General features: G+C 73.3%; 21 protein-coding genes and 1 riboswitch. Of the genes, 9 read left to right on the plus strand and 12 right to left on the minus strand.

Going from position 1 to position 22,788, the window contains the following annotated elements; translation table 11 throughout:
- The 4 genes from pknB to thiO form a co-directional block, all read right to left on the minus strand.
- Positions 1-1,923 (minus strand): Stk1 family PASTA domain-containing Ser/Thr kinase, encoded by a 1,923-nt coding sequence (gene pknB / locus IA22_RS0104305; RefSeq protein ID WP_030122775.1) that lies wholly within the window; start codon positions 1,921-1,923, stop codon positions 1-3.
- A gap of 128 nt (positions 1,924-2,051) precedes the next feature.
- Positions 2,052-2,846: a thiazole synthase gene (locus IA22_RS0104310; RefSeq protein ID WP_014156719.1), complete on the minus strand. Its 795-nt coding sequence runs from the start codon at positions 2,844-2,846 to the stop codon at positions 2,052-2,054.
- A gap of 2 nt (positions 2,847-2,848) precedes the next feature.
- A complete protein-coding gene (gene thiS, locus IA22_RS0104315; protein ID WP_014156720.1) occupies positions 2,849-3,079 on the minus strand; it encodes a sulfur carrier protein ThiS in 231 nt (76 codons plus the stop codon).
- On the minus strand, positions 3,076-4,290 hold the full coding sequence (gene thiO / locus IA22_RS0104320) for a glycine oxidase ThiO (protein ID WP_030122776.1): 1,215 nt from the start codon (positions 4,288-4,290) through the stop codon (positions 3,076-3,078). The genes thiS and thiO overlap by 4 nt, the downstream gene beginning before the upstream one ends.
- Positions 4,288-4,400, minus strand: a riboswitch (TPP riboswitch). It overlaps the preceding gene by 3 nt.
- 51 nt (positions 4,401-4,451) lie before the next feature.
- On the opposite strand from thiO, the gene IA22_RS0104325 reads away from it, so the two are divergent.
- The 6 genes from IA22_RS0104325 (at position 4,452) to IA22_RS0104350 (ending at position 9,315) form a co-directional block, all read left to right on the plus strand.
- The gene (locus IA22_RS0104325; protein ID WP_014156722.1) at positions 4,452-4,793 is read left to right on the plus strand and encodes an avidin-fold protein; all 342 of its coding nucleotides are present in this window, start codon (positions 4,452-4,454) and stop codon (positions 4,791-4,793) included.
- Positions 4,794-4,821: 28 nt separating this feature from the next.
- Positions 4,822-6,054 carry an NAD(P)/FAD-dependent oxidoreductase gene (locus tag IA22_RS0104330; protein ID WP_030122777.1) on the plus strand — a complete coding sequence of 411 codons (1,233 nt, stop codon included), beginning with the start codon at positions 4,822-4,824 and terminating at the stop codon, positions 6,052-6,054.
- 68 nt (positions 6,055-6,122) lie between these two features.
- Positions 6,123-6,488: an Rv2175c family DNA-binding protein gene (locus tag IA22_RS0104335; RefSeq protein ID WP_014156724.1), complete on the plus strand. Its 366-nt coding sequence runs from the start codon at positions 6,123-6,125 to the stop codon at positions 6,486-6,488.
- A 151-nt stretch (positions 6,489-6,639) separates the two neighbouring features.
- Positions 6,640-7,290: a thiamine phosphate synthase gene (gene thiE / locus IA22_RS0104340; RefSeq protein WP_014156725.1), complete on the plus strand. Its 651-nt coding sequence runs from the start codon at positions 6,640-6,642 to the stop codon at positions 7,288-7,290.
- Positions 7,291-7,399: 109 nt separating this feature from the next.
- The gene (metF, locus tag IA22_RS0104345) at positions 7,400-8,317 is read left to right on the plus strand and encodes a methylenetetrahydrofolate reductase [NAD(P)H] (RefSeq protein WP_014156726.1); all 918 of its coding nucleotides are present in this window, start codon (positions 7,400-7,402) and stop codon (positions 8,315-8,317) included.
- Between the two features lie 50 nt (positions 8,318-8,367).
- Entirely contained in the window at positions 8,368-9,315 is a 948-nt protein-coding gene (locus tag IA22_RS0104350; protein ID WP_015576838.1) for a hypothetical protein, read from the plus strand.
- A 66-nt stretch (positions 9,316-9,381) separates the two neighbouring features.
- On the opposite strand, the gene IA22_RS0104355 is transcribed toward IA22_RS0104350, so the two are convergent.
- The 5 genes from IA22_RS0104355 to IA22_RS0104375 form a co-directional block, all read right to left on the minus strand.
- A complete protein-coding gene (locus IA22_RS0104355) occupies positions 9,382-10,875 on the minus strand; it encodes a phytoene desaturase family protein (protein ID WP_030122779.1) in 1,494 nt (497 codons plus the stop codon).
- 31 nt (positions 10,876-10,906) lie between these two features.
- Positions 10,907-11,524, minus strand: a complete 618-nt coding sequence (locus tag IA22_RS0104360; protein WP_030122780.1) for a DUF4126 domain-containing protein — start codon at positions 11,522-11,524, stop codon at positions 10,907-10,909.
- A gap of 382 nt (positions 11,525-11,906) precedes the next feature.
- Positions 11,907-12,518 (minus strand): TetR/AcrR family transcriptional regulator, encoded by a 612-nt coding sequence (locus IA22_RS0104365; RefSeq protein ID WP_014156730.1) that lies wholly within the window; start codon positions 12,516-12,518, stop codon positions 11,907-11,909.
- A 29-nt stretch (positions 12,519-12,547) separates the two neighbouring features.
- Positions 12,548-14,635 carry a YhgE/Pip family protein gene (locus IA22_RS0104370; RefSeq protein WP_030122781.1) on the minus strand — a complete coding sequence of 696 codons (2,088 nt, stop codon included), beginning with the start codon at positions 14,633-14,635 and terminating at the stop codon, positions 12,548-12,550.
- Positions 14,607-15,383 carry an ATP-binding cassette domain-containing protein gene (locus IA22_RS0104375; protein ID WP_014156732.1) on the minus strand — a complete coding sequence of 259 codons (777 nt, stop codon included), beginning with the start codon at positions 15,381-15,383 and terminating at the stop codon, positions 14,607-14,609. The genes IA22_RS0104370 and IA22_RS0104375 overlap by 29 nt, the downstream gene beginning before the upstream one ends.
- Before the next feature lie 169 nt (positions 15,384-15,552).
- Here IA22_RS0104375 and IA22_RS0104380 point away from each other — a divergent pair, with 169 nt between their 5' ends.
- The 3 genes from IA22_RS0104380 to IA22_RS0104390 all read left to right on the plus strand — a co-directional run bounded on the left by IA22_RS0104380 (position 15,553) and on the right by IA22_RS0104390 (position 17,658).
- Positions 15,553-16,092, plus strand: coding sequence for an SAV_6107 family HEPN domain-containing protein (locus IA22_RS0104380; RefSeq protein ID WP_014156733.1), 540 nt, complete (start codon positions 15,553-15,555; stop codon positions 16,090-16,092).
- Between the two features lie 102 nt (positions 16,093-16,194).
- Positions 16,195-16,953, plus strand: a complete 759-nt coding sequence (locus IA22_RS0104385; RefSeq protein WP_030122782.1) for a class I SAM-dependent methyltransferase — start codon at positions 16,195-16,197, stop codon at positions 16,951-16,953.
- A 300-nt stretch (positions 16,954-17,253) separates the two neighbouring features.
- Positions 17,254-17,658, plus strand: a complete 405-nt coding sequence (locus IA22_RS0104390) for a DUF3040 domain-containing protein (protein WP_014156735.1) — start codon at positions 17,254-17,256, stop codon at positions 17,656-17,658.
- A 220-nt stretch (positions 17,659-17,878) separates the two neighbouring features.
- Here IA22_RS0104390 and IA22_RS0104395 read toward each other — a convergent pair whose 3' ends face one another.
- Genes IA22_RS0104395 through IA22_RS0104405 form a run of 3 tightly spaced genes read right to left on the minus strand, consistent with a single transcriptional unit; the run spans position 17,879 to position 22,718 of the window.
- The gene (locus tag IA22_RS0104395) at positions 17,879-20,299 is read right to left on the minus strand and encodes a transglutaminase TgpA family protein (RefSeq protein WP_030122783.1); all 2,421 of its coding nucleotides are present in this window, start codon (positions 20,297-20,299) and stop codon (positions 17,879-17,881) included.
- Positions 20,296-21,669, minus strand: a complete 1,374-nt coding sequence (locus IA22_RS0104400; RefSeq protein WP_030122784.1) for a DUF58 domain-containing protein — start codon at positions 21,667-21,669, stop codon at positions 20,296-20,298. Before IA22_RS0104400 ends, IA22_RS0104395 begins: the two co-directional genes overlap by 4 nt.
- Positions 21,669-22,718: an AAA family ATPase gene (locus tag IA22_RS0104405; RefSeq protein ID WP_014156738.1), complete on the minus strand. Its 1,050-nt coding sequence runs from the start codon at positions 22,716-22,718 to the stop codon at positions 21,669-21,671. Before IA22_RS0104405 ends, IA22_RS0104400 begins: the two co-directional genes overlap by 1 nt.
- Between the last annotated feature and the right edge of the window lie 70 nt (positions 22,719-22,788).

Here is a 22,788-nt window from a genome sequence, read left to right on the forward strand (position 1 = left end):
CTACAGGGCCTTGGTCCTGATGGTGATCGTGGATCCTTCGGCGGCCTTCTCGCCGCCCTCGACCGACTGGCTGCCGACCGTGTCGCTGAAGGAGAGGAACGGGCGGTCGACCTTGACCTCGAATCCCGCGTCCTCCAGTGTGCTGCGGGCCTCGTCGACGTCCTTGCCCGTGACATCGGGGACCTGGAGCATGCGCGGGCCCTTGGAGACCGTCAGCTCCACGGTGTCGCCCTCGGCGGCCTCCGCGCCACTGCCGGGTGTCTGCCGGGCGATCTCACCCTGCGCCTCGGCGGAGTTGACCCGCTCGGGCAGCACCTCGGCCTTCAGACCCGCCTCGTCCAGCGCGGCCGTGGCGTCGTCGACCGACAGGCCGGTCACATCCGGTACGTCGACGGGGCTGCCCTTGCTGACGACGAGGGCGACCGCCGAGTCCGTGTGCCGCTCGGTGCCCGCACGGGGATCCGTGCGGATGACCTTGCCCCGGTCGATCTCCTCGCTGAACTCCCGGGTCGCCATCCCCGGCGCGAGACCCCACTTCTTCAGCTCGCGCCGGGCGTCGGCGAGGGCGAGCCCCTCCACGTCCGGCACCTTCACGGTCTCCGGGCCGCGCGAGATCACCAGCTTCACCGCGTCGTTGCCCCGGATCCGCTCCCCGGAGCCCGGATCGCTGCTGATCACCGTGCCGCGCCGTACCGTGTCGCTGTAGGCGCGTTCGACGCCCTTCAGGTCGAGACCCTCGTCCGCCAGGCGTTCCTCGGCGGCGCTCTGGGTCTTGCCCAGGAGGGCGGGGACCCGGGTGAACTGACCCGAGTTGATGTACCAGACGCCCGCCCCGGCCGCGAGCACCAGCAGGACGGTCACGACCGCGGTGAGCACCCCCCGCCTGCCGCGGAAGGCCAACGGCACGCGCCGGCCGAGCCCGGGCTCGGGGAGCGCGGGCCGGGGCATCTCCAGCCTGCTGGTGTGGTGCGCGGTGCCCTGGCCCGCAGGGATCACCCGGGGGATCACGCTCGTACGGTCCTCGGCGGCGTCGTGCGTCTCCGCGAGGGCCTGCGGGGGCATCGCGTCGAGCTGCTCCTCGGTGAGGGCCTCGCGTATCACCCGGGACGCCGCGAGCAGGGCCACCGCGTCGGACGGGCGGAGGTCGGGGTTCCGTGCGGTGGCGGCGGCCACCAGCTCGTCCAGCCCGGCGGCCAGACCCGGGACGGAGCCCGACGGAGCGGGGACGTCCTCGTTCAGGTGCTGGTAGATGACCTGGGCGGCGGTGTCCCCGCCGTGGGGCTTGCCGCCGGTCAGCATCTCGTAGAGCACGACACCGCAGGCGTACACGTCGGAGCGGGTGTCGGCCGTGCCCTGTTCGATCTGTTCGGGGGCGAGGTAGGAGACCGTGCCCAGGAGCGATCCGGTGGTGTCCGTGGCCGTGCCCACGGCGCGTACGAGGCCGAAGTCGGCGACCTTGACCCGCCCGTCGTCCCCTATCAGGACGTTCTCCGGCTTCATGTCGCGGTGGACGAAGCCCGCGAGGTGGGCGGCGCCGAGGGCGGCCAGCACCGGTTCGAGGATGTCCAGCGCGGCCCGCGGCTGCAGCGCCCCGCGCTCGCGCAGGACGTCACGCAGGGTGCACCCGGCGACGTACTCCATCGCCAGGTAGACGTACGCCCCCTGCGCACCCTGGTCGAAGACGCCCACCACGTTCGGATGGGCGAGCCGGGCGACCGACTTGGCCTCGCGGATGAAGCGCTCGACGAACGCGGCGTCGGTGGCCAGCGCCGGGTGCATCACCTTGAGGGCGAGCACCCTGTCGAGCCGGGTGTCCACGGCCCGGTACACCGTGGCCATACCGCCGACGGCGATCCGCGCGTCGACGCGGTAGCGGCCGTCGAGCAGCTGCCCGACAAGGGGGTCCTGGAGGGTCGTGTCCACGCAGCGATTCTACGAGCTGCCACGGACACACCGGACGGCCCAGGGCCTCCCCGGGGCCGTTCCGGTGCGGAGCCGTGACAGGGGCATGCACGTGCTGTGACCTGCGGGCCGCCCCGGAGCCCCGGTCCTCAGAAGGCGGGACGCTCCGGATCCAGCGCCGCGCGGCCCTCCGCCGGCGAGGACGCCTCGGCGAAATGGCGGCGCGGGATGCGTCCCGCCCGGTACGCCAGCCGCCCGCCGTCCACCGCGTGACGCATGGCCGCCGCCATCAGCTCCGGCTCCTGCGCCCGGGTCACCGCCGAGGCGAGCATCACAGCGGCACAGCCCAGCTCCATCGCCAGCGCGGCGTCCGACGCGGTCCCGGCGCCGGCGTCCAGGATCACCGGGACCCCGGCCCGCTCGACGATGAGCTGGAAGTTGTGCGGATTGCGGATACCGAGCCCGGACCCGATGGGGGAGCCCAGCGGCATGACCGCCGCGCACCCCACGTCCTCGAGCTTGCGGGCCAGTACCGGGTCGTCGTTGGTGTACGGCAGTACCGTGAAGCCGTCGTCGACCAGGATCTCCGCGGCGTCCAGCAGCTCGACCGGATCGGGCAGCAGGGTCCGTTCGTCGGCCACGACCTCCAGCTTGACCCAGTCGGTGCCCAGCGCCTCCCTGGCCAGCCGGGCCGTCAGCACGGCCTCGCCCGCCGTGAAACAGCCCGCGGTGTTGGGCAGCACCTGGATGGAGAGACGTTCCAGGACCGAGAGCACCGAACCCTGGACGGTCGGGTCGAGCCGTCGCATCGCGACCGTGGTCAGCTCGGTGCCGGAGGCGATCAGGGAGCGTTCCAGCACGTCGAGGCTGGGTGCTCCGCCCGTCCCCATGATCAGCCGGGACGAGAACGTGGCGGGACCGAGGGTGAGGAGGTCGTCGGACACGCTCAGCCTCCCTGGACGGCGGTGAGGACCTCGACGCGGTCGCCGTCGGCGAGCGCGGTCGCGGACCACCGGGAACGGGGCACGACGGTCTCGTTGAGCGCGGCGGCGACACCCGAGGGAGCCGTGGTCAGCTGCGCGACGAGGGTGTCCAGGGCGGTGCCGGAGGGGAGGGCGCGGCGCTCCCCGTTGACGGAGACGTGGACGGGAACGGCGGTGGGCACGGGCTGTGTCATACGGGCTGCTCCTGCGGCGCGGGGGCGGTGTCTTCGGGAGGGGAACTCTGTCCGGCCTCCGGGGAGGCGGAGGCGAAGCGGCTCGGTGCGAAGGGGCGGCCCACCTCGGGCAGCTCGCCCGTGGTCAGCACGTGGGCCATCACGTCACCGGTGACGGGCGTCAGCAGCACCCCGTTGCGGTGGTGCCCGGTGGCGAGATGCAGACCGGGCAGCGCCGTGGGGCCCAGCAGCGGCGCGTTGTCGGGCGACGCGGGCCGCAGCCCGGCCCGTGTCTCGGTCAGCGGCAGCTCGGTGATGCCCGGTATCAGGTCATGGGCGTCACGCAGCAGCTCGTACACCCCGCCCGCGGTGACCGTGGTGTCCCAGCCGAGTTCCTCGGTGGTCGCACCGACCACCAGCTCACCGTCGGCCCGCGGCACCAGGTAGACGTGGCTGCCGCGCACCACCGCCCGCACGGTGCGGCTGAGGAAGGGGGCGTACGCGGAGGGCACGGTCAGCCGCAGCACCTGCCCCTTGACCGGGCGCACCGGCGGCACGACGGCCTCGGGAAGCCCCGCGAGGCGCCCGCTCAGGCTGCCGCCGGCGAGCACCACCTGGCCGGCGGCCGGCTCCGTGCCGTCGGCCAGGACGACGCCCGTGGCGCGGCCGCCCGTGACGGTGAGCCGCCGGACCCAGGCGCGGCGGAAGAGCACCCCGGCCCGCTCGCACGCGGTGACCAGCGCCGAGGCCAGCCGCCGGGGGTCCACCTGGTGGTCGCCGTCGACCCGCAGCCCGCCGCGCACACCGGGCGCGAGCATCGGTTCCAGGCGGCGGCACTCCCGGCCGCTCAGCCACTCGGACCGCAGCCCCGAACGCTGCTGCAGCGCGTGCAGCTCGCGCAGATGCGCCCGGTCGTCGGAGTCCAGGGCCACGGACAGGGTGCCGCAGGAGCGGAAGCCGGTCGTCAGCCCGCTCGCCTCCTCCAGCTCGGCCACGAACGCCGGATAGCGTTCCGCCGAGGCGACGTTGAGGCCCAGCAGGGTCTGCTCGCCGTAGTGGAGCTCGGTGACGGCGGCGAGCATCCCGGCGGCCACCTGGGCGGCCCCGCCGCCCGGCGCGGGATCCGCCAGCGTGGTGCGCAGACCCCTCTGGGCCGACCGCCAGGCGGTGACCAGGCCGATGATGCCGCCTCCGACGACCAGGACGTCGGAACTGTCTCCGGAGATGCGCATGGGCGTCCAGCCCCTCCCTTCGCCGGCATGACCCGGATCAGGTTCGTACGGTCGGAGGCCGGTCAGCCTCCCTCTCAGCCCGGTGCGTCCGGGCTCCCGCGGTTGCCTTACGGTGGCCAGCCTAGACCCCGCACCCCGCGGCAAGTAAGGGAGCAGCACCCATGGCCCGTTCGCTCGACGGACTCGTCCTCTCGCCCGTCGCCGACCAGGCGCCCGGCCAGGTCGGCACCCGGACCCGGTTCACGTACCACGAGCGGGACGGCCGGATATGGGCCGAGTACGAGGGCGGCGACATCGTCCACGGCCACCTCGTCGGGACGCGGGACGCGGACACCCTGGACTTCCGCTACGTCCAGTTGAAGCAGGACGGGACGACCTCCTCCGGGCACTGCGTCTCGGCCGTCACGGAGCTGCCCGACGGCCGCGTCAGGCTGGACGAGACATGGGAATGGGAGTCGCTGCGGGGCAGCGGGACGAGCGTGGTGGAGGAGCTCACCGGCTGACGCCGGGTCACGTGACTAGGGTGGACGGGTGAGCGAGCAGACGAAGGACCCCGCAGCGCGGGAACGGCCGCGGGACGTCGTGATCGTGGGCGCCGGCATGGCCGGTGTGCAGACGGCCGTCGCCCTGCGCGAACAGGGCTTCACCGGCCCGGTCACCCTGATCGGGGCCGAGCCGCACCAGCCGTACGACCGGCCGCCCCTGTCCAAGGCGGTCCTGCTCGGCAAGGCCGAGGACTCCGCCTTCGACGTCGACTTCGAGGCCCTGGACATCACGCTGCGCCTGGGGCTCGACGTGACCGGCCTGCGGACCGGGGCGCACGAACTGGACACCGCCGAGGGGCCCGTCGCCTACGACACCCTGGTCCTCGCCACCGGTGCGGAGCCGGTCGGACTGCCGGGCTCCGAGGGCGTCCCCGGAGTCCATCTGCTGCGCACCCTCGACGACGCCGCGCGGCTGCGGCCCGTACTGGAGCGGCAGCACGACGTGGTCGTCGTCGGAGCGGGCTGGATCGGCGCCGAGTTCGCCACCGCGGCCCGCGCGGCCGGCTGCGCGGTCACCGTCGTCGAGGCCGCCGACCGCCCGCTCGCGGGCACGATGCCGGCCGAGGTCGCCGCCCCGATGGCCGACTGGTACGCCGAGAGCGGCGCCGAACTCCTCACCGGCGCCCGGGTCGCACGCGTCGAGGAGGGCGCCGTCCACCTCGCGGACGGCCGGGTGATTCCCGCCGGGGCGGTCGTCGTCGGCATCGGCGCCCGCCCCGCGACCGGATGGCTCGCGGGCTCGGGCATCGCCCTCGGTCCGGACGGCTCCGTCACCACCGACCGCTCGCTGCGCACCTCGCTGCCCGACGTCCGCGCGGTGGGGGACTGCGCGTCGTTCCCCTCCGCCCGCTACGGCGAGCGGCTCCTCGTCCACCACTGGGACAACGCCCTCCAAGGGCCCCGGACGGTCGCCGCCGCCCTCGCGGGCGGCGCGGAGACCGCGTACGACCCGGTGCCCTACTTCTGGTCCGAGCAGTTCGGGCGCTTCGTGCAGTACGCCGGTCATCACACCGGTGCCGACACGCTGCTGTGGCGCGGGGACCCCGCGGACCCGGCCTGGACGGTCTGCTGGCTGCGGCAGGGGGTCCTGGTCGCCGTGCTGGCCGTCAGCAGGCCGCGTGACCTGGCGCAGGGGCGCAGGCTCGTCGAAGCCGGGGCACGGATCGATCCGGCGCGGGCCGCGGACTCCTCCGTACCGCTGAAATCGGCTGCTCTCTAGGGGCGGGCGCGGCCCCGTACGCCCGGCCCGGCTACCGACTGTCGGTCCGGGATGGCACGCTTGTCCTCGTGACCGAGATTGACGCAAAGATCGATGCTCTCGTCCCCGCATGGCTCCACCTTCCCGACATCGCGGAAATGCTCGATGTCGAGGTGACGCGTGTACGGCAGCTGGTGAAGGAAGGCCAGCTCATCGCCGTGCGCCGTGGTGAGAACCGCGCGCTCCAGGTGCCTGCCGCCTTCATCGACGGCAACAAGGTGGTCAAGGGCCTCGTAGGGACCCTGACGCTCCTGAGGGACGACGGCTACAACGACGAAGAGATGCTGGACTGGCTCTTCACCCCCGACCCGAGCCTGCCCGGAACCCCGGCGCAGGCCCTGAGCGAGAATCGCGGCACGGAGGTGAAGCGCCGGGCCCAGGCGCTCGCCGTCTGACCGGAGGACCGTGAGCGGAGGGAGTGCGGGCCGCTGCGTGCGCGGCCCGCACTCCGCCGTCACCGGACCTGCCGGGACGGCGGTCCGCCGACGTACGGACGCTCCGCCACCGCACCAGTGATCCATCCACACACCGACGGGGGAATTCATCATGTCCACGCCTCGCGACCAGCTCTCCGGCGCCCGGCTCTACCTGTGCACCGACGCCCGCAAACGGCAGGGGGACCTCCCCGAGTTCCTCGACGCGGTGCTGGCCAACGGGGTGGACATCGTGCAGCTGAGGGACAAGGGCATGGAGGCCGCCGAGGAGCTCGAACACCTCGCGGTCCTCGCCGACGCCTGCAAGCGCCACGGCGCGCTCCTCGCGGTGAACGACCGCGCCGACGTGGCCCACGCCATCGGTTCCGACGTGCTGCACCTCGGGCAGGGAGACCTCCCGGTGCCCGCCGCACGTGCCGTCCTGGGCGCCGACGTGATCATCGGCCGCTCCACCCACGCCGAGGCCGAGGTCGACGCCGCCGTCGCGGAGGCGGGCGTGGACTACTTCTGCACGGGCCCCTGCTGGCCCACGCCCACCAAGCCCGGCAGGCACGCGCCCGGGCTCGGCCTCGTGCGCCATGCCGCGTCGCTCGGCACGACCCGGCCCTGGTTCGCCATCGGCGGGATCGACGCGGGCAATCTGGACGAGGTGCTGGACGCCGGTGCCCGCCGCGTCGTCGTCGTCCGGGCGATCACCGAGGCGGCGGATCCGGCCGAGGCCGCCGCTTCGCTCGCGCGGCGCGTCCGGGAACGCGCCGTCTGAACCAGGAGCGCTCCGCGGAGGTGTCCGAGGGGTGGACAAAATCCGCCACATTCCGGTTAAATCCGGCTGCCTGGTTGGGGTACCGCCAGCCCCTGGTTAACCTCCCAGTATGGCTCTTGGCACACCTTCCACCAGGACAGATCACGCGCGCACCGTGCGTGAGCTGCTCGCGACCGGCGAGACGTCGTTCTCGTTCGAGTTCTGGGCGCCCAAGACCGAGAAGGGCGAGCGGAACCTCTGGAACGCCCTGCGCCGGGTCGAGGCCGTGGCGCCGAGCTTCGTCTCCGTGACCTACGGGGCCGGCGGTTCGACCCGTGCCGGCACGGTGCGGGCCACCCAGCAGATCGCCGCGGACTCCACGCTCACGCCGGTCGCCCACCTCACCGCGGTCGACCACTCGGTCGCGGAGCTGCGCAACATGGTCGGGCAGTACGCCGACGCCGGGATCCGCAACATCCTCGCGGTGCGCGGAGACCCGCCCGGTGACCCGATGGGGGAGTGGGTCGAGCACCCGCAGGGCGTCCGGTACGCGGCCGATCTCGTCCGGCTCATCAAGGAGGCCGGTGATTTCTGCGTCGGCGTCGCGGCTTTTCCGGAAATGCATCCCCGGTCCACCGACTGGGACTCCGACATCGGTCATTTCGTGGACAAGTGCCGCGCCGGTGCCGACTATGCGATCACACAGATGTTCTTCCAGCCGGAGAGCTATCTGCAGATGCGTGACCGCGTCGTCGCTGCGGGTTGCGAAACCCCGGTCATTCCCGAGGTGATGCCGCTCACCAGCGTCAAACAGCTGGAGAGATTCGCGCAGCTCAGCAACGCGTCGTTGCCTTCCGCGCTGAAAGAACGCATCCTCGCCGCAAAGGACGACCCGGCCGCTGTACGCTCCATTGGCATCGAGTTCGCCACGGAGTTCTGCGCGAAACTGCTCTCGGAGGGTGTTCCGGGGCTGCACTTCATCACGCTCAACAACTCGACGGCGACACTCGAGATCTACGAGAATCTCGGACTGCACAAGCAGTCGTGACCGGCCGTACCCGCCACCGACCGGGGCGGTGGCCGTAGGAGGGGGCGGGCGTGGGCTGGACGGTCCTCTACATCGCATTCGGCATAGTGGCGCTGTGGCTGCTGGGCGAGGTGCTCCTGCAGTACAAGGCGCGGCTGCGCTGGCGACTGCTCGCCTTCGGCGGCTTCCTCGGTGTGGTCCTCGGCGTCCTGATCCCCTCGGTACTGGTGATCATCATCGGCGCGATCGCCTTCGCCACGGGCCAGACGTACGTGACGCTCTCCTTCCGGCGCGGCTTCTCGACCGGCTGGGCCATCGGCGGCAGCCCCGGTGAGAGCCGGCGCCGCCGCAGGGCGGGCGGCGCGGAGAGCCGGGAGCCCGTGCTCGAGGTCTCCGGCCTGGAGTACGAGGGGGCGCCTCAGGAGGCGGACCCTGCCCCGGCGGCGGTCTACCCGACCGAGCCGATGCCGGACGACACCGGGCAGTACGGCGTCTACACCGACCCCGCCCGGGCAGGCGGTGACGGCCACCAGGACCAGCACGGCGAACAGCAGCGGTACGACGCCTACGACCCGTACAACGGCTACGGCCGACAGACGTCCCAGGACCCCTACGGCGGTCAGGGGAACTACCAGGACCAGGGCGCCTATCAGGGCCAGAGCGGCTACCAGGACCAGGACCAGGGCGGCTACGCGGCGGGCCAGTACGGCCACGGCACCGACGGGACGGACCACTCCGCCTACACCGACCCGTACACCGCCACCACCGCGGGCACCGGGCAGTACACCCCGTACGACACCTACGGCAACGGCTACGATCCCTCGTCCTACGCCACCGGTCATCAGCAGCCCGAGGACCCGTACGCCGGGCAGTACACGGACACCCCGCCGGGCGGGGTGTGGGTCCCGCAGCAGCGCGAGAGCGACCAGCACCCCCCGCTGCCGCCGGAGGCTCCCGTCAGGCCCGCCCCGTACGGCAACGGCTACGACACCGGCCAGAACGAGCAGTACCGCTACTGAGGCGGCGGTCGGCCCGGGCACCCCGGCCGTCGGCCGACCGCGCGCCCCCGGTCTCCGGCCGAGGGCTCACTGCGAGCCGCGGAAGCCGTCGCCCTCCACGACGAGGCCCGCGACCAGGGCACCCGACATCCCGGCGTGGGCCAGGCCCCCGCCGGGATGCGACCAGCCGCCCGCCCGGTACAGCCCCGGCAGCGGCGAGAGGTTCGCCGCGTGCAGGTAGGAGCCCTCCGCCCCGGCCAGGGCCGGGGCCGGCACCGAACCGCCCTCCGCGCCCGTCTCGGCCTCGGTCTCGGCCGGTGTACGCACCTCCGCGTGGAGCGTCCGCTCCCGGAGGCCGGGAACGGCTTCGGCGGCCCGGGCGATCACCGTGTCCGCGAACCGCTCGCGCAGGGCCGCGTCCGTCCAGTCGACCGGCCCGTGCGGTGCCACGGTCACGGTGAGGGTCACCGCCTCGTGCGCGTCGTCCGGGCGGGTCGCGGGGTCGTCCGGACGCAGGACGGTCACTGTGGGCAGCTCCGCCGTCCGGCCGCCGAACACCGCGTCCTGCTCGGCACCCGGGTCCGCGGTGTGCACCACCGTGCGGTGGACGGCGCCGGCCTCCCGGGCGCCGCGCAGCGACAGCAGGACCTGGAAGCGGCCCGGTACCGACGGCGCGCCCGCGGGGCGCCCTCCGTCACGGACCGGCAGCAGCCCGGGTGCCGGCTGCGCGCCGAGCACCACGTGGTCGGCCTCCACGCTCGCGCCGTCCGCCAGCTCGATCCCCGCCGCCCGGCCGTCCTTCTCGGCCACCCGGACCACCTCGGCGCCGAAGACGAACTCCACCTTGCGGGCCAGGCAGCGCGCGTACACCGCGTCGGCCAGGGCGCGCACACCCCCGGCGACGTACCAGCTGCCGAAGGTCTCCTCCATGTACGGCAGGAGCGCGGCGGCCGCCGGGGCCCGGCGCGGGTCCAGGCCGTACGACAGGGCGTATCCGTCGAGCAGGGACGCCAGCCGGGGGTCCGTGAGCTCCCAGGCGCCCACCTCCGCCACCGTCCCCGCCTGCCGGGCGGGACGCAGCAGCCTGCGGTGCCGGACCGCCGGGTAGGGATCGCGGGCCAGTGCCCTCCGGTCCTCCGGCAGCGGCTCCTCCAGCAGCGGCCTGCGCGACCGGTTCCAGGCCTCGCCCGCCCGGTCCAGGAAGTCGCCCCACCGGGCCCCGGCCCCCTCGCCGAGCGCCCGGTCCAGCGCACCGGTCACACCGGCCCGCGAGGCGTTGGGCAGCGAGACCGCGGTGCCGTCCGCGAAGAGATGGCGGCTCGCCGGGTCGACCTGGGTCAGCGTGACGCACTGCTCCAGGCTCTCCTTGCCCGTCTTCACGAACAGGTCGCGGTAGACCGCGGGCAGATGCAGCAGCCCGGGGCCGGTGTCGAAGACGAAGCCGTCACGGGCGAACCGCCCGAGCGAGCCGCCGTAGGTCTCCGCGCGCTCGTACACCGTCACCCGGTGGCCTGCCACGGAGAGCCGGGCAGCCGCCGCCATCGCGCCGGTCCCGGCGCCGATCACCGCAATTCGTGCCATGTCAGTGACCTTACGGGGTGCCGTCGGCAGCTCATTCGCGCGGCCGGTGCCCGCCCGTCCCGGCCAGGCGTCCCTCCTCCCGGCGCTGCGCCCGGCGCCGCAGGAACCTCCGGATCCGGGAGGCCAGGAAGAGCAGCGTCACGAGGCCCAGCAGGAGCAGGACCCCGGCGATCACGGCCGCCGCCACCGGGTTGAAGACGGCGAAGGTGAGGATCCCCGCGACACCGAGGTCCTCCGCGACGCTGACCCCGACGTTGCTGAACGGCTCGGGCGAGGTGTTGACCGCCATCCTGGTGCCCGCCTTCACCAGATGGCTCATCAGCGCGGTCGAGCCGCCGACGGCTCCCGCCGCGAGCTCCGGCAGCGACCCGCTCCCGCCCGCCAGCAGCGCGGCGACCACCGCACCGGCCACGGGCCGGATCACCGTGTGGGCCGCGTCCCAGGCCGAGTCCACGTACGGGATCTTGTCGGCCACCGCCTCGAACAGGAACAGCACCCCGGCGGTCACGAGCACGTCGGTGCGCTGCAGCGACTCGGGCACCTCGTCGGTCAGACCGGTCGCGCCGAACAGGCCGAGGAGCAGGACCACCGCGTAGGCGTTGATCCCGCTCGCCCAGCCGCTCGTGAACACCAGGGGGAGTACGGACACGGACGTGATCGTAGCCAGTCCGGCGGGCACCCGGACGGGGCTTGTGCGCAGTCCTGAGTATCCCTACCTAGTCCTGGAGATGAGTAGGGGCGCGGATGGGCTCCCACCTGTGCGGACGGAAGAGTGGAGACCACGGAAGGGGCGCTGCGCCCGGACCGCCGGCACGGGGCGGCGGTACGGCGCGGCACCCCGGACGCGACGGGGCAGACGGCGCGGAGCTCCGGGACCACGGGGGACACGGGGTCACGGGGGAGGGCTCGGCGGCGGCACCGGACGCCGGTCCGGTGGAATTCGGGGGGATCGAATTCCACCGGGCCGGCGTTTCTCCGTCCGCGGGCCGTCGGGGCCGTCCAGCCGCCCAGCCGTCGGAGCCTTCAGGGCCTCATCGTCCGCTGACCCGGCCGTGCAGCAGCAGGGACAGGGCCGAGTGCACGTCGTCGATCGTCCGCTCGGGCTGGAACGCCTGCCAGTCGAGGGCGGCCACCAGGACCATGCCCACCAGGGCGGCCGCCGTCAGCTGGATGTCGATCTCCTCGCTGAGCTCGCCGCCCGCGACCCCTTCCCGCAGGACGCCCTCGACGACGGCGACGGCCTCCTGACGCAGCACCAGGAGGGTGGACTGCCAGGCGCGGTTGGTGCGCCAGAGCTCGGCGACGTACAGCTGGGTGAAGGCCGGATAGCGGTCGATGAAGACCAGACCGGCCCTGATCATCGCGTCCAGCGCCTCCACACGGGTGCCACCGCGTGCGTCCGTGGCGTCGGCGGCGGACCGCAGCGACTGCGTGAGCAGTCCGACCCCGTGCCGCAGCAGCTCCTCGAAGAGCTCGGTCTTGCTCTTGAAGTTGTAGTAGACCGTGCCCTTGGCGACCCCGGCGCGTTCGGCGATCTCGTCGACCGTCGTCGCGGAGAACCCCTTCTCCGCGATGAGGGTCACCGCCGCCTCGTAGAGCTTCTGCCGGGTGATCTGGCGGCGTGTGGTGCTACTGCTGTCCATGGCCACGATTCTCACAGGTGCGGGAGCGGTCACAGACTCAGCTCCGGGTGGAGCCGGTCCAGGGTCCACACCTGTTTGCGGCGGGCGGAGAGCGCGGTCAGCGTCAGGGCGCCCGCTGTGAAGAGGAGCAGTACGGCGCAGCCCTGCCAGACCGGGCCGAGCCCGCCGCCCGTGATCAGCCGGCGCAGCCCGTCCACGACGTACGTCATCGGCAGGTAGGGGTGGATCGCCCCGAAGAAGCCCGGGCTGGTCTGGACGGGGTAGGTGCCCCCGGCGGAGGTCAGCTGGAGCATGAGCACCGCCAGGACGAGGATGCGGCCGGCGGCGCCGAAGCGGGCGTTGAGCCACTGCACGATCGCGGCGAAGCAGCAGGTCACCAGGGCCAGGAAGCCGATCGTCCCGGCTGCGTGGGTCATCTGCAGACCGAGCTGCCAGTGCAGCACCGACATCAGTGCGGCGACCTGCAGCAGGCCGATCGCGGCCACCGGGAGCCAGCCCGCGAGGGCGATGCGCCAGGCGGGCGCCCCTGCCGCGAGGGCCCGCCGGTTGAGGGGCTGGATCAGCATGTACGCCACCATCGCGCCCACCCACAGCGAGAGCGGGATGAAGTACGGGGCGAAGCCGGTGCCGTAGTTGGGTGCCGCGTGCAGGGAGGAGGAGGCGAGCTGCACCGGGTCCGCCATCACGCCGGTCCGCGCGTCCCGCTCGTCCTTGTCGTAGTCGGGGATCTTGCCGACTCCGTCGTTGAGCCCCTGGGCGAGGGTCGCGGAGCCGTCACCCAGCCGGTACAGACCGCTCTTGAGATCCTTGGCGCCCGTGTCGAGCTTCTTGACGCCGGTGTCCAGGTTCCCGGCCCCCGTCCTCGCGGTGCCGAGCCCGGTGTGGAGCGCGTCGGCCCCCTTGGCGACCTCGTGCGCGCCGCTGTTGAGCGCGTTGATCTTCGAGACTGCTGACTCCAGATCGGTGTCCAGACGCGGTGAGCGCTTCGCCAGGGCGTCGGCCTGCTTCTCCAGGTCGGTCAGCCGCGTACGGAGCTTCGTCAGGTCGCCGTTCTGGTTCTTCACCAGCGCGTCCACGTCGTCGGACACCGCGGCGACGTCCTCCGCCGCGGTCTTGGCGCGCTTCAGCTGCGGGCAGACGCCCGGGTCCGGAAGCGGCTGCTCCTCGCACCGGACGCGGTAGACCTCCGTCAGGTCGTCCGAGGCCGTGTGGGCGGCGGCGGAGGCGACGGGCGCCGCCTCGGCGAGCAGGTCGAGGTTGTCCCGCACGGCCTTGGAGGAGTCGGCGACCAGCCGGGCGGTGTCGCCGATGGCCTTCCCGTTGTCCTTCAGGAAGGGGCGCACGTCCTCGGCGACCGCGCCGACCTTGTCGGCGAGCAGCTGCGTGCCGCCCGCGACCTGTCGGGAGCCCGTCTCCAGGTCGCCCGCGCCCTTGTTCAGCTTCTTGATACCCGCGGAGAGGGCGCCGCTGCCCGACCTGGCGTCCTTCAGACCGTCAGCGAGGTCCTTGGAGCCCTTCTTCGCCTTCGTGAGGCCGCTCTCGAGGTCGTCGGCGCCCTTGGCCGCCTTCGCGGTCGCGTCGTGCAGGCCCGAGAAGTCGATGAAGATCCGGTCCAGGAAACCGCGTGAGGCCTTGGCCGACGCGGCACTGCGGACCTCGGCGAAGACCGTCCGGGAGATCTGCCCGACGATGTAGTTGTTCGCGTCGTTCGTGCGCACCCGCAGGGCGCCGGTGCCGGGGGAGTCCCCGGCACTCGAGGCGATCCGCTCGCTGAAGTCGGACGGCATGGTCAGCGAGAGGTAGTACGTACCGTCCTCGACGCCCCGTTCGGCCTCGGCGGAGCCGACCTCGTGCCAGTCGAAGACCTTGGAGTCGAGCAGCCGGCCGGTGATCTCGTCACCGGCCGCGAGGTGTTCGCCCTCGGCGCTCGCGCCCTTGTCCTCGTTGACGAGCGCCACGGGTATGCGGTCGAGACGCCCGTACGGGTCCCAGAACGACCAGAGGTAGAGCGCTCCGTACAGCAGGGGCAGCAGGAGGAGTGCCACGAGGGCGGCGCGGGGCATCCTGCCCCTGCCGAACCGCCGCAGCTCAAGCGCTGCCAGTCTCGGTGATCGCATCTGCCGTGTCCTTCCCGGTCGTCGTGTCGTCGTCGGGCGCGTCGGTCCCGGGCGCCGGGCGGGTCCGCACCGTGAGCGCGTCCTCAGGTGCCTCGCTGCACACGGCGAGCACCGTGGTCCCGCCGGCCGAGAGGGTGCGCAGCAGCTCCCAGGCCAGGGCGCGGTCGGTGGCGGAGAGTTTGAGGTCGGTGTCGTCCACGGCCAGGAGGCGGGGACGGCCCATCAGGGCGAGGGAGACGGACAGGCGCAGGGCCTCCAGGCGCTCCAGGTCCCGCACGGAGGTGCGTTCGGCCTTGGGGAGCGTCGCGAGGTCGAGCCCCGCGTCCGAGAGGGCGGCGTCGATCGTGTCCCGGGCCGTCGCCGCGCGTTCCGCGCGGGGGCGCAGCAGGGAGCGCAGCGATCCGTCGAAACGGCGGCGCAGCAGGGCCCGTTCCCGCAGGTGCTCGGCGACGGTGAGGGACGGGTCCAGCTCACTCACCCCGGGGACCGGACCCAGCGCGCTGAATCCGCGAACCGCGGCGAGCCGTCCGGGCAGACGCTCGCCGCCCACCTCGGCGTGGCCCCGGGTGGACCGCATCCGGCCGGTGAGCGCGAGCAGCAGGCAGGTGCGCCCCGAACCGGACGGGCCCTCGACCGCGACGAGCGATCCCGGAGGGGCGGTGAATTCCACGCCCCGGAAGGCCCAGCCGCGCGGACCCTTCAGCCCGAAGTCCTCGGTGCTCAGTGCCGCCCCGTGCGGGCTCTCCACGACCCCACCCCCATCATTTGAACTGACTGGTCAGTGCAAAAAACTACCCCCGAACTCGCGCTCGAAGCAAAGTGCCTGGTCAGCGGCGTTTCTGAGGGATTGTCAGTGCCGACCGTCACGATGGACACAGACGGCCACCGAGCCGTCACACGACGACAGGAGGTTCGTCATGGCCAGCTCGTCCGCAGCCGCCGCCCCGCGGCGCCGCGCAGTCAGCCCTGCCCCCTCACTGACCGGACCGGCAACCGACGTGCACCCCGTGCTGCGCCGCACCACCGCGCCGCCCGCCGCCCTCGACCTGCTCGCCCAGGCCCACGCGGGCCTGGAGGAGGCCGCCGGGCTCGACGTGCCCAACGAGCGGTACGCCACCGCCCACCTCGCCGCTCTGCGCACCGCCGCCGCCGTGCTCGCCGCCCGCGGCCGTCCCGAGACCGGCGGACGCCGCCGCGAACGCATCCGGAGTGCCTGGGAGGTTCTCCCCGACATCGCGCCCGAACTCGCCGAGTGGAGCGCCCTGTTCGCGTCCGGTGCCGCGCGCAGGGCGCGCGCGGAGGCGGGGATACCCGGCGCGGCCGGCAGCCGCGACGCCGACGACCTGCTGCGTGACGCGGCCATGTTCCTGCGCCTGGTCGAGCGGCTGCTCGTCCTCCAGCCGGTCCTCCCGCAGCCCAGGAAGGACGGCCCCGGACAGCGGCCCGAGGCGGAGTGACCGCGCGGGCGGCGCGAGGCAATAAGGTGGAGAGCACCCGTACCACCTGCACCGTTCACGCTCCGCCGTCCGCGGCGGCACCGTGCCGAGGAGTCAACTGCCGTGTCGGACCAGCTGCGCCCCCGCGCCTCCCTCCGTACCACCGTGGTCTGGGAGGTCCTCAAGGACGCCCTCGAGCGCCGGGTCAAGGCCACCGGCAGGGAAGCGCTGGACGTGCTCGACACCGGCGGCGGCACCGGCAACTTCGCCGTGCCCGTCGCCCGGCTCGGCCACCGCGTCACCGTCGTCGACCCCAGCCCGAACGCCCTGTTCGCGCTGGAGCGCCGTGCGGACGAGGCCGGCGTGGCCGACCGGGTCCGCGGTGTCCAGGGCGACATCCTCGGCCTGTTCGAGGTGGTGGACCGCGCCGGATACGACGCGGTCCTGTGCCACGGCGTCCTGGAGTACGTGGACGACCCCGCCGAAGGCGTGCGCAACGCGGTCGACGCGCTCCGCCCGTCCGGGGCGCTCAGCCTCCTCGGCGCAGGCCTCGGCGGAGCCGTCCTGGCCAGGGCGCTCGCGGGACACTTCGCCGAGGCCCGGCAAGCCCTGACGGACCCCGACGGGCGCTGGGGCGCCGGGGACCCCGTGCCCCGCAGGTTCACCGCCGACCAGCTCACCGGACTCGTCGACGCGGCGGGCGTCGAGGTCGGCGCGGTCCATGGCGTACGGGTCTTCGCCGACCTGGTGCCGGGCGTTCTCGTGGACACCGAGCCGGGTGCGATGGAGGAGCTCCTCAGGCTCGAGGCGGCCGTCGCGGAACTGCCGGCCTTCCACTCCGTGGCGACCCAGCTGCACGTTCTGGGAGAGAAGCGCGCCTGACCGGACGGTGACACCGTCGGACCAGAGGCCGGAAAGCGACGGGAGCCCGGCTGATCAGCAACGCAGCTGCAGACGGAGTACCGCCCGGAACACCCGATCGGGCCGCGAGCCCCGTATGATCGGGTGACACCATCCGGCATGACGGATCGGAGGTCGGGGAATCTACGCCTCAGCAGCCGAGCCGACATGGCGGTCCGGACTGGCTATGGCTAGAGGGCGGGTTTCACGGGGGCGAATCCCTGCCTATCCTGGAAGGGCCGCATACCGGTCGCCCCCGCGGCCGACGACGAGGAGGACTCCGTGCCGCTCTCGGAGCACGAGCAGCGCATGCTCGAGCAGATGGAGCGAGCGCTGTACGCCGAAGATCCCAAGTTCGCTACAGCGCTTGAGGGAAGCGGGCTGCGCAGGTACACCCGGCGACGGGTCTACCAGGCGGTGGCCGGTTTTCTGGTGGGTATCGCGCTCCTCATGGCCGGAATGGTTTTCCAGCAGACCTGGGTCAGTGTGGCGGGCTTCCTCGTCATGCTGGGCTGCGCCGTGCTGGCGGTCACCGGATGGCGCAAGGCGCCGAAGCCCGGTGAGCAGCAACCGGCGGGGAGTGCGAGCGGGGGCGGGGGCGAAAGCCGACACCCCAGGCAGCGCCGGTCGATGATGAACCGGATCGAACAGCGGTGGCAGCGCCGCCGCGACGAACAGGGCCAGTGAGCTTTCCGCGTCCCGGCGGCCGGTGACCGCACCGGCCCTGGGGCACGGGTGCGGACCGGACACACACCGGGACGCGATGCCGGACCTCACCTGAGGGGCGGTCGCTTCACAGCGACCGCCCCTCACGCCTGTCCATGACCCCCGCGTGCGTTCCCGGGGCGGCTCGGGGGTGTCCTCGGGTCGGAGGACACCCCCCGGGCGGGACGAGCACCCCGGTTGGTCAGCCCTGCTGACGCGAGGGGCGGCGGAGCCGGGCCGCCCAGCGTTCGCGCCCCACACGGGCCGACCACCGGCGGCCGAGTTCCGCCCGCCGTTCCGAGAGCGCCCAGATCACCCGAACGGACGAACGTGGTGCGAGAGTCGCCCGCAGCCTGCCCCAGCGGCCGGCCGATGCCCGCAACCCGGCCCGCACGGCGTGCACGTCCTCGGCCGCCGCGGACGCCGGTCCCGGCTCGGGTGCGTAGAGCACCCGCTCCACCGCTCCCGCCACCCGGTGGATCGCGGCGGCAGCCGTGCCCTGCAGGCCGCCCAGCCGCACGACACGGGCCGCGGCCTTACGCGGGGTCTGCGACTCGTCCGGCGGGATGCCGTGGTCCCAGGCCGTGTCGGTGATCTCCCGCCAGCCGGCCATCACCCGTGCCGCCGCGTCCGCGGGGGTCCGCCCGCCGGAGGAACCGAGCCGCCGGGCGCGGACCCGGCTCCGCCAGAGCAGGGGAAGCAGCGGGAGTACGACGACCAGCAGCGAGCCGAGCGCCCACAGGGCGATCCTGCCCGCCGGGTTCCCCGGACCGGAGGAGCCCACCGCGCCGGGAGCCGCGGACGCGCCGCACTCACCCTGCCTGCGCATCTGCGCGGGGCAGGACTCCGTGGCGGAGGGAGCCGCCGTGGGAGCCGCGGAGGCGCCGTCCGTGGGCAGCGCGGGATCGCTGGGGTCCTGCGAGGGCGTGTCGGGCAGGGTGTACGCCGGAGTGCTGCCCCGGGACGGCGTCGGCTCGAAGCGGGTCCAGCCCACGCCCTCGAAGTACAGCTCGGGCCAGGCATGCGCGTCGCGCAGCCCGACCGACACCGAACCGTCCGCCTGGACCGTGCCCGGGGTGAACCCCACCGCGACCCGTGCGGGAATGCCCAGGGTCCTGGCCATCGCCGCCATCGTGAAGGAGAAGTGGACGCAGAACCCCTCCTTGTCCTTCAGGAACCGCTCGATCGCCGCCGTACCGGTGCCCGACGTCACCGTCGTGTCGTAGCGGAAACCGCCCTCCGAGGCGAACCAGTCCTGCAGCTTCACGGCCCGCTCGTAGTCGTCCGACGCGCCCTCGGTCACCTGCCGCGCGGTCCGTCCGACCACATCGGGCAGCGACCGGGGCACCCGTGTGTACTCACGGGCCAGGTCCGAACGCGGTGCCCTCGCCCCGGCGAGCTGCTCGGCCGTCGGCTCCACCGACAGACTGCTGACCTCGTACCGGACGCCGCGCGTCGTCTGGCCGTCGTCGCCGACGAGGGTGCGTCCCTCGGGCTCGTAGCGCCAGCGGCCCTGGATGTCCACCTCGCTCGCCGGGTAGGGGAGCGGCAGGTAGGTCTGCTGGTAGGAGCGGGACGCCGAGATGTTCGTCCTGATCTCGGTGACGGAGACGTCCGCCCCCAGCCCGGCCGGCTGCGGCAGCCGGTCGGGCACGTCCTGCAGCCTGCGGGTCGACGGACGCCACTCACTGCCGTCGAACTGGTCCAGGGCCAGGATGCGCAGATAGAAGTCCTGCGGGTTCCCGGAGTCGGTGCGGTACGTCATCACCTCCCGGTTCTCCGGCTGGTTCAGGTTGTTCTGCAGCGAGACCAGCGGGTTCACCGCGGAGATCGTGCCTCCGCCGCTCCCCTTGCCCGACCCGCCGCCCGTGCCGCCCAGCAGCCCGCCGTCCAGAGCGGGCAGAGCCGCCGGAACGGCGAGCGAGATGCCCAGCGCCACGGCTCCGATGCGCCGTCCCGTACGCACCGACGCCGACGCCCGCCCGGACCCCTCCAGGCCGGCCGCCAGACCGCCCGACGTACGGGAGACCCCGCCGAAGACGCGCCCCCACCGGGACAGCCGGTCCCGGCCCTCGGCCAGCAGGAGGACCAGATAGCCGCACGCCGCGAGCAGGAACCAGAGCCATCCCGCCCCGCCGTCGGAGAGCCCCGCGGCGACCGAGTAGAGCGCGAGCAGCGGAAGACCGGCCGGAGCGGCGGCGCGGAAGGTCACCGCGAGGACGTCCACGGCGAGCCCGATCAGCAGCACCCCGCCGATCAGCATCAGCCGGATGCCCTCCGTCGCCGGCGCGGGAATGGCGTACCTGCCGACGTCGTCGGCCCCTGTCGTCAGCAGCTCCGCGAGGTACCGGCCCGCCTGGGGGCCGGGCAGCACGCCGAACCAGGCGTGCTCCCGCGCGAAGACCACGGTCAGCGCCAGCAGCGTGCCCAGCACCTGGAGGGCGACCGTGAGGACCCGAGCCGTCCGCATCCGGCGGGCGAGCGCGCCCACCCCGGTCTGGAGGGCCAGCAGGAACGCGGCCTGCAGCACCCAGGCCGAGGTCTCGACCAGGGGCAGCAGTGCTCCCGCGGCCATCATCGTGGCCGCGTAGGCGCACAGCGCCAGTCGGGTACGCCCGCTCATGACCGACCCCCGGAGAACCCTGTCGTCGTCCCGGCCGCGGACGACCGCACGCCGGGTCCCTCCTGGCCCGCCTGCTGCCAGAGCCGGGCGAGTTCCGCACCGGGGGGCACCGGCAGCGCCGTCCAGCCCGCCTCACGCAGCAGCCGCAGGCGCTCGGAGCCCACGGCGGGAGCCGCGGTCCGCCCGTCGCGTGTCCAGTCACCGCTGTCCAGCACGAAGGCGACGGCCCCGCGGCTGCGCTGCCGCATCCTGGCCGCCACCGCCGCCTGCTCCTCGTCGAGATCACCGAAGAACGCCACCAGCAGCCCCTCGTCGCCGCCGCGCAGCACGTCGTGCGCGCGGGAGAGCCCGCCGCCGTCGGAATGACCGACGACCGCGAGGGCGTCCATCATCAGACCAGCCGACTCCGCGGACTCGTGTATCGATCCCGGGAAGCCGTCGGTGTCCCCGCCCGGCGCGGCGCTCCCCTCGTCCGTGAGCAGCCGGACCGCGAAGCCCCGCTCCAGCATGTGGACCAGCGCGGACGCCGCCCCGGACACCGCCCACTCGAAGGCCGAACCCGGCCCGCCGCCCTGGTAGGCGATCCGCCGGGTGTCCAGCAGCACCGTGCACCCCGCCCGCTGCGGCTGCTCCTCGCGACGCACCATCAGCTCGCCGTGGCGCGCGGTGGAGCGCCAGTGCACCCGTCGCAGGTCGTCGCCGTGGCGGTAGCCGCGCGGGATGATGTCGTCCTCGCCCGCCAGCGCCAGGGACCGCTGCCTGCCGTCGCCGTATCCCGAAGCCTCCCCGGCCAGCCGCAGCGGCGGAAGCGGCTCGGTACGCGGGACGACGACGAGGGTGTCGTAGGCGCTGAAGGAACGCGTCAGCTCGCACATCCCGAACGGATCGCTCAGCTGCAGCTGCAGGGGCCCCAGCGGATAGCGTCCGCGCAGGTCGGAGCGGACCCGGTAGGACACCTCCCGCACGCCGCCCGGCTCCACCCTGTCCAGGACGAACCGGGGCCGGGGGCCGAGGACGTACGGGACGCGGTCCTGGAGCATGAGCAGGCCCGTGTGCAGCCGGGACACGTTGTCCATGCGCAGGTGGACCCGCGCCTCCGCCCCCGCCGGCACGCGCGACGGCGACAGCCGCCGGCTGCCGACCACCCGGTAGCGGGTGCGGTAGAGGACGGTGACGCAGACCAGCGGCAGCACCGCCAGCAGCAGCCCGACCCGGAGCAGATCGCCCTGGCCCAGCACGAAGGCGCAGACCGCCGCCGCCACACCGGCGGCGAGGAAGGACCGGCCGCGTGTCGTCAGACCGCCCAGAGCGGCCCGCAGGCCGCCCTTGTCGTCGCTGTCGTCCACGGGGCCGGGCGACCCGGCCGTCATCACAGGCGCCGGGCGCCGGGCTGCCGGCCGTACACCGGGCCGGCGGGCCGGTGCTGGGGCTGGGCGGGGGCGGAGACCCCGCCGCCCGAGGTCGGCACCGGCGTGCGCTGCATGATGTCCGTCACGACCTGCTCGGCCGTGCGCCGGTTGAGCTGCGCCTGCGCGGTGGGAAGCAGCCGGTGGGACAGCACCGCGACCGCCAGCGCCTGGACGTCGTCCGGCAGGGCGTAGTCCCGCCCGCTCAGCGCGGCCGACGCCTTGGCGGCCCGCAGCAGGTGGAGGGTCGCGCGGGGCGAGGCGCCCAGCCTGAGGTCAGGGTGCTGACGGGTGGCGGACACCAGGTCCACCGCGTACCGGCGGACGGCCTCCGCCACGTGGACCGTGCGCACCGCTTCGATCAGCTTCACGATGTCGTGGGCGTGCGCCACCGGTCGGAGGTCGTCCAGCGGTGACGGCCCGCCGTGGACGTCGAGCATCTGGAGCTCGGCCTCGGCGCTCGGGTACCCGATCGACACCCGGGCCATGAACCGGTCGCGCTGCGCCTCGGGGAGGGGATAGGTGCCCTCCATCTCCACCGGGTTCTGCGTGGCCACCACCATGAAGGGGTCGGGCAGTTCGTAGGTCTGCCCGTCGATCGTGACCTGCCGTTCCTCCATCGACTCCAGCAGCGCCGACTGGGTCTTGGGCGAGGCGCGGTTGATCTCGTCGCCGATCACGATCTGCGCGAAGATGGCACCCGGCTTGAACTCGAAGTCCCGTCGCTGCTGGTCGAAGATCGACACCCCGGTGATGTCCGAGGGCAGCAGGTCCGGCGTGAACTGGATGCGCCGCACCGAACAGTCGATGGACCGCGCCAGCGCCTTGGCCAGCATCGTCTTGCCGACGCCGGGCACATCCTCGATCAGGAGGTGCCCCTCCGCGAGCAGTACGGTCAGCGAAAGCCGCACGACCTCGGGCTTGCCCTCGATCACACCCTCGACCGACCTGCGTACCCGCTCGGCTGTGGTGGTCAGATCTGTGAGGCTCGCTCGATCGTCATAGGTCGTCACCCGGCCCTCCTCGGCCCCTTGTGCTCGGGCCCGCGCAGAAGCTGCCGGCCCGCCCCGACATGCGGACGCT

Origin of the sequence: Kitasatospora papulosa (genome assembly GCF_000717245.1) — a bacterium.
Classification (GTDB): Bacteria; Actinomycetota; Actinomycetes; order Streptomycetales; family Streptomycetaceae; genus Streptomyces; species Streptomyces papulosus.

What these genes read in the sequence shown, in the direction of transcription:
- thiS (WP_014156720.1), bottom strand. Translation starts at nt 3,079, where the DNA reads ATGACACAGCCCGTGCCCACCGCCGTTCCCGTCCACGTCTCCGTCAAC.
- thiO (WP_030122776.1), bottom strand. Translation starts at nt 4,290, where the DNA reads ATGCGCATCTCCGGAGACAGTTCCGACGTCCTGGTCGTCGGAGGCGGC.
- IA22_RS0104325 (WP_014156722.1), top strand. Translation starts at nt 4,452, where the DNA reads ATGGCCCGTTCGCTCGACGGACTCGTCCTCTCGCCCGTCGCCGACCAG.
- thiE (WP_014156725.1), top strand. Translation starts at nt 6,640, where the DNA reads ATGTCCACGCCTCGCGACCAGCTCTCCGGCGCCCGGCTCTACCTGTGC.
- metF (WP_014156726.1), top strand. Translation starts at nt 7,400, where the DNA reads ATGGCTCTTGGCACACCTTCCACCAGGACAGATCACGCGCGCACCGTG.
- IA22_RS0104355 (WP_030122779.1), bottom strand. Translation starts at nt 10,875, where the DNA reads ATGGCACGAATTGCGGTGATCGGCGCCGGGACCGGCGCGATGGCGGCG.
- IA22_RS0104365 (WP_014156730.1), bottom strand. Translation starts at nt 12,518, where the DNA reads ATGGACAGCAGTAGCACCACACGCCGCCAGATCACCCGGCAGAAGCTC.
- IA22_RS0104370 (WP_030122781.1), bottom strand. Translation starts at nt 14,635, where the DNA reads ATGCGATCACCGAGACTGGCAGCGCTTGAGCTGCGGCGGTTCGGCAGG.
- IA22_RS0104380 (WP_014156733.1), top strand. Translation starts at nt 15,553, where the DNA reads ATGGCCAGCTCGTCCGCAGCCGCCGCCCCGCGGCGCCGCGCAGTCAGC.
- IA22_RS0104395 (WP_030122783.1), bottom strand. Translation starts at nt 20,299, where the DNA reads ATGAGCGGGCGTACCCGACTGGCGCTGTGCGCCTACGCGGCCACGATG.
- IA22_RS0104400 (WP_030122784.1), bottom strand. Translation starts at nt 21,669, where the DNA reads ATGACGGCCGGGTCGCCCGGCCCCGTGGACGACAGCGACGACAAGGGC.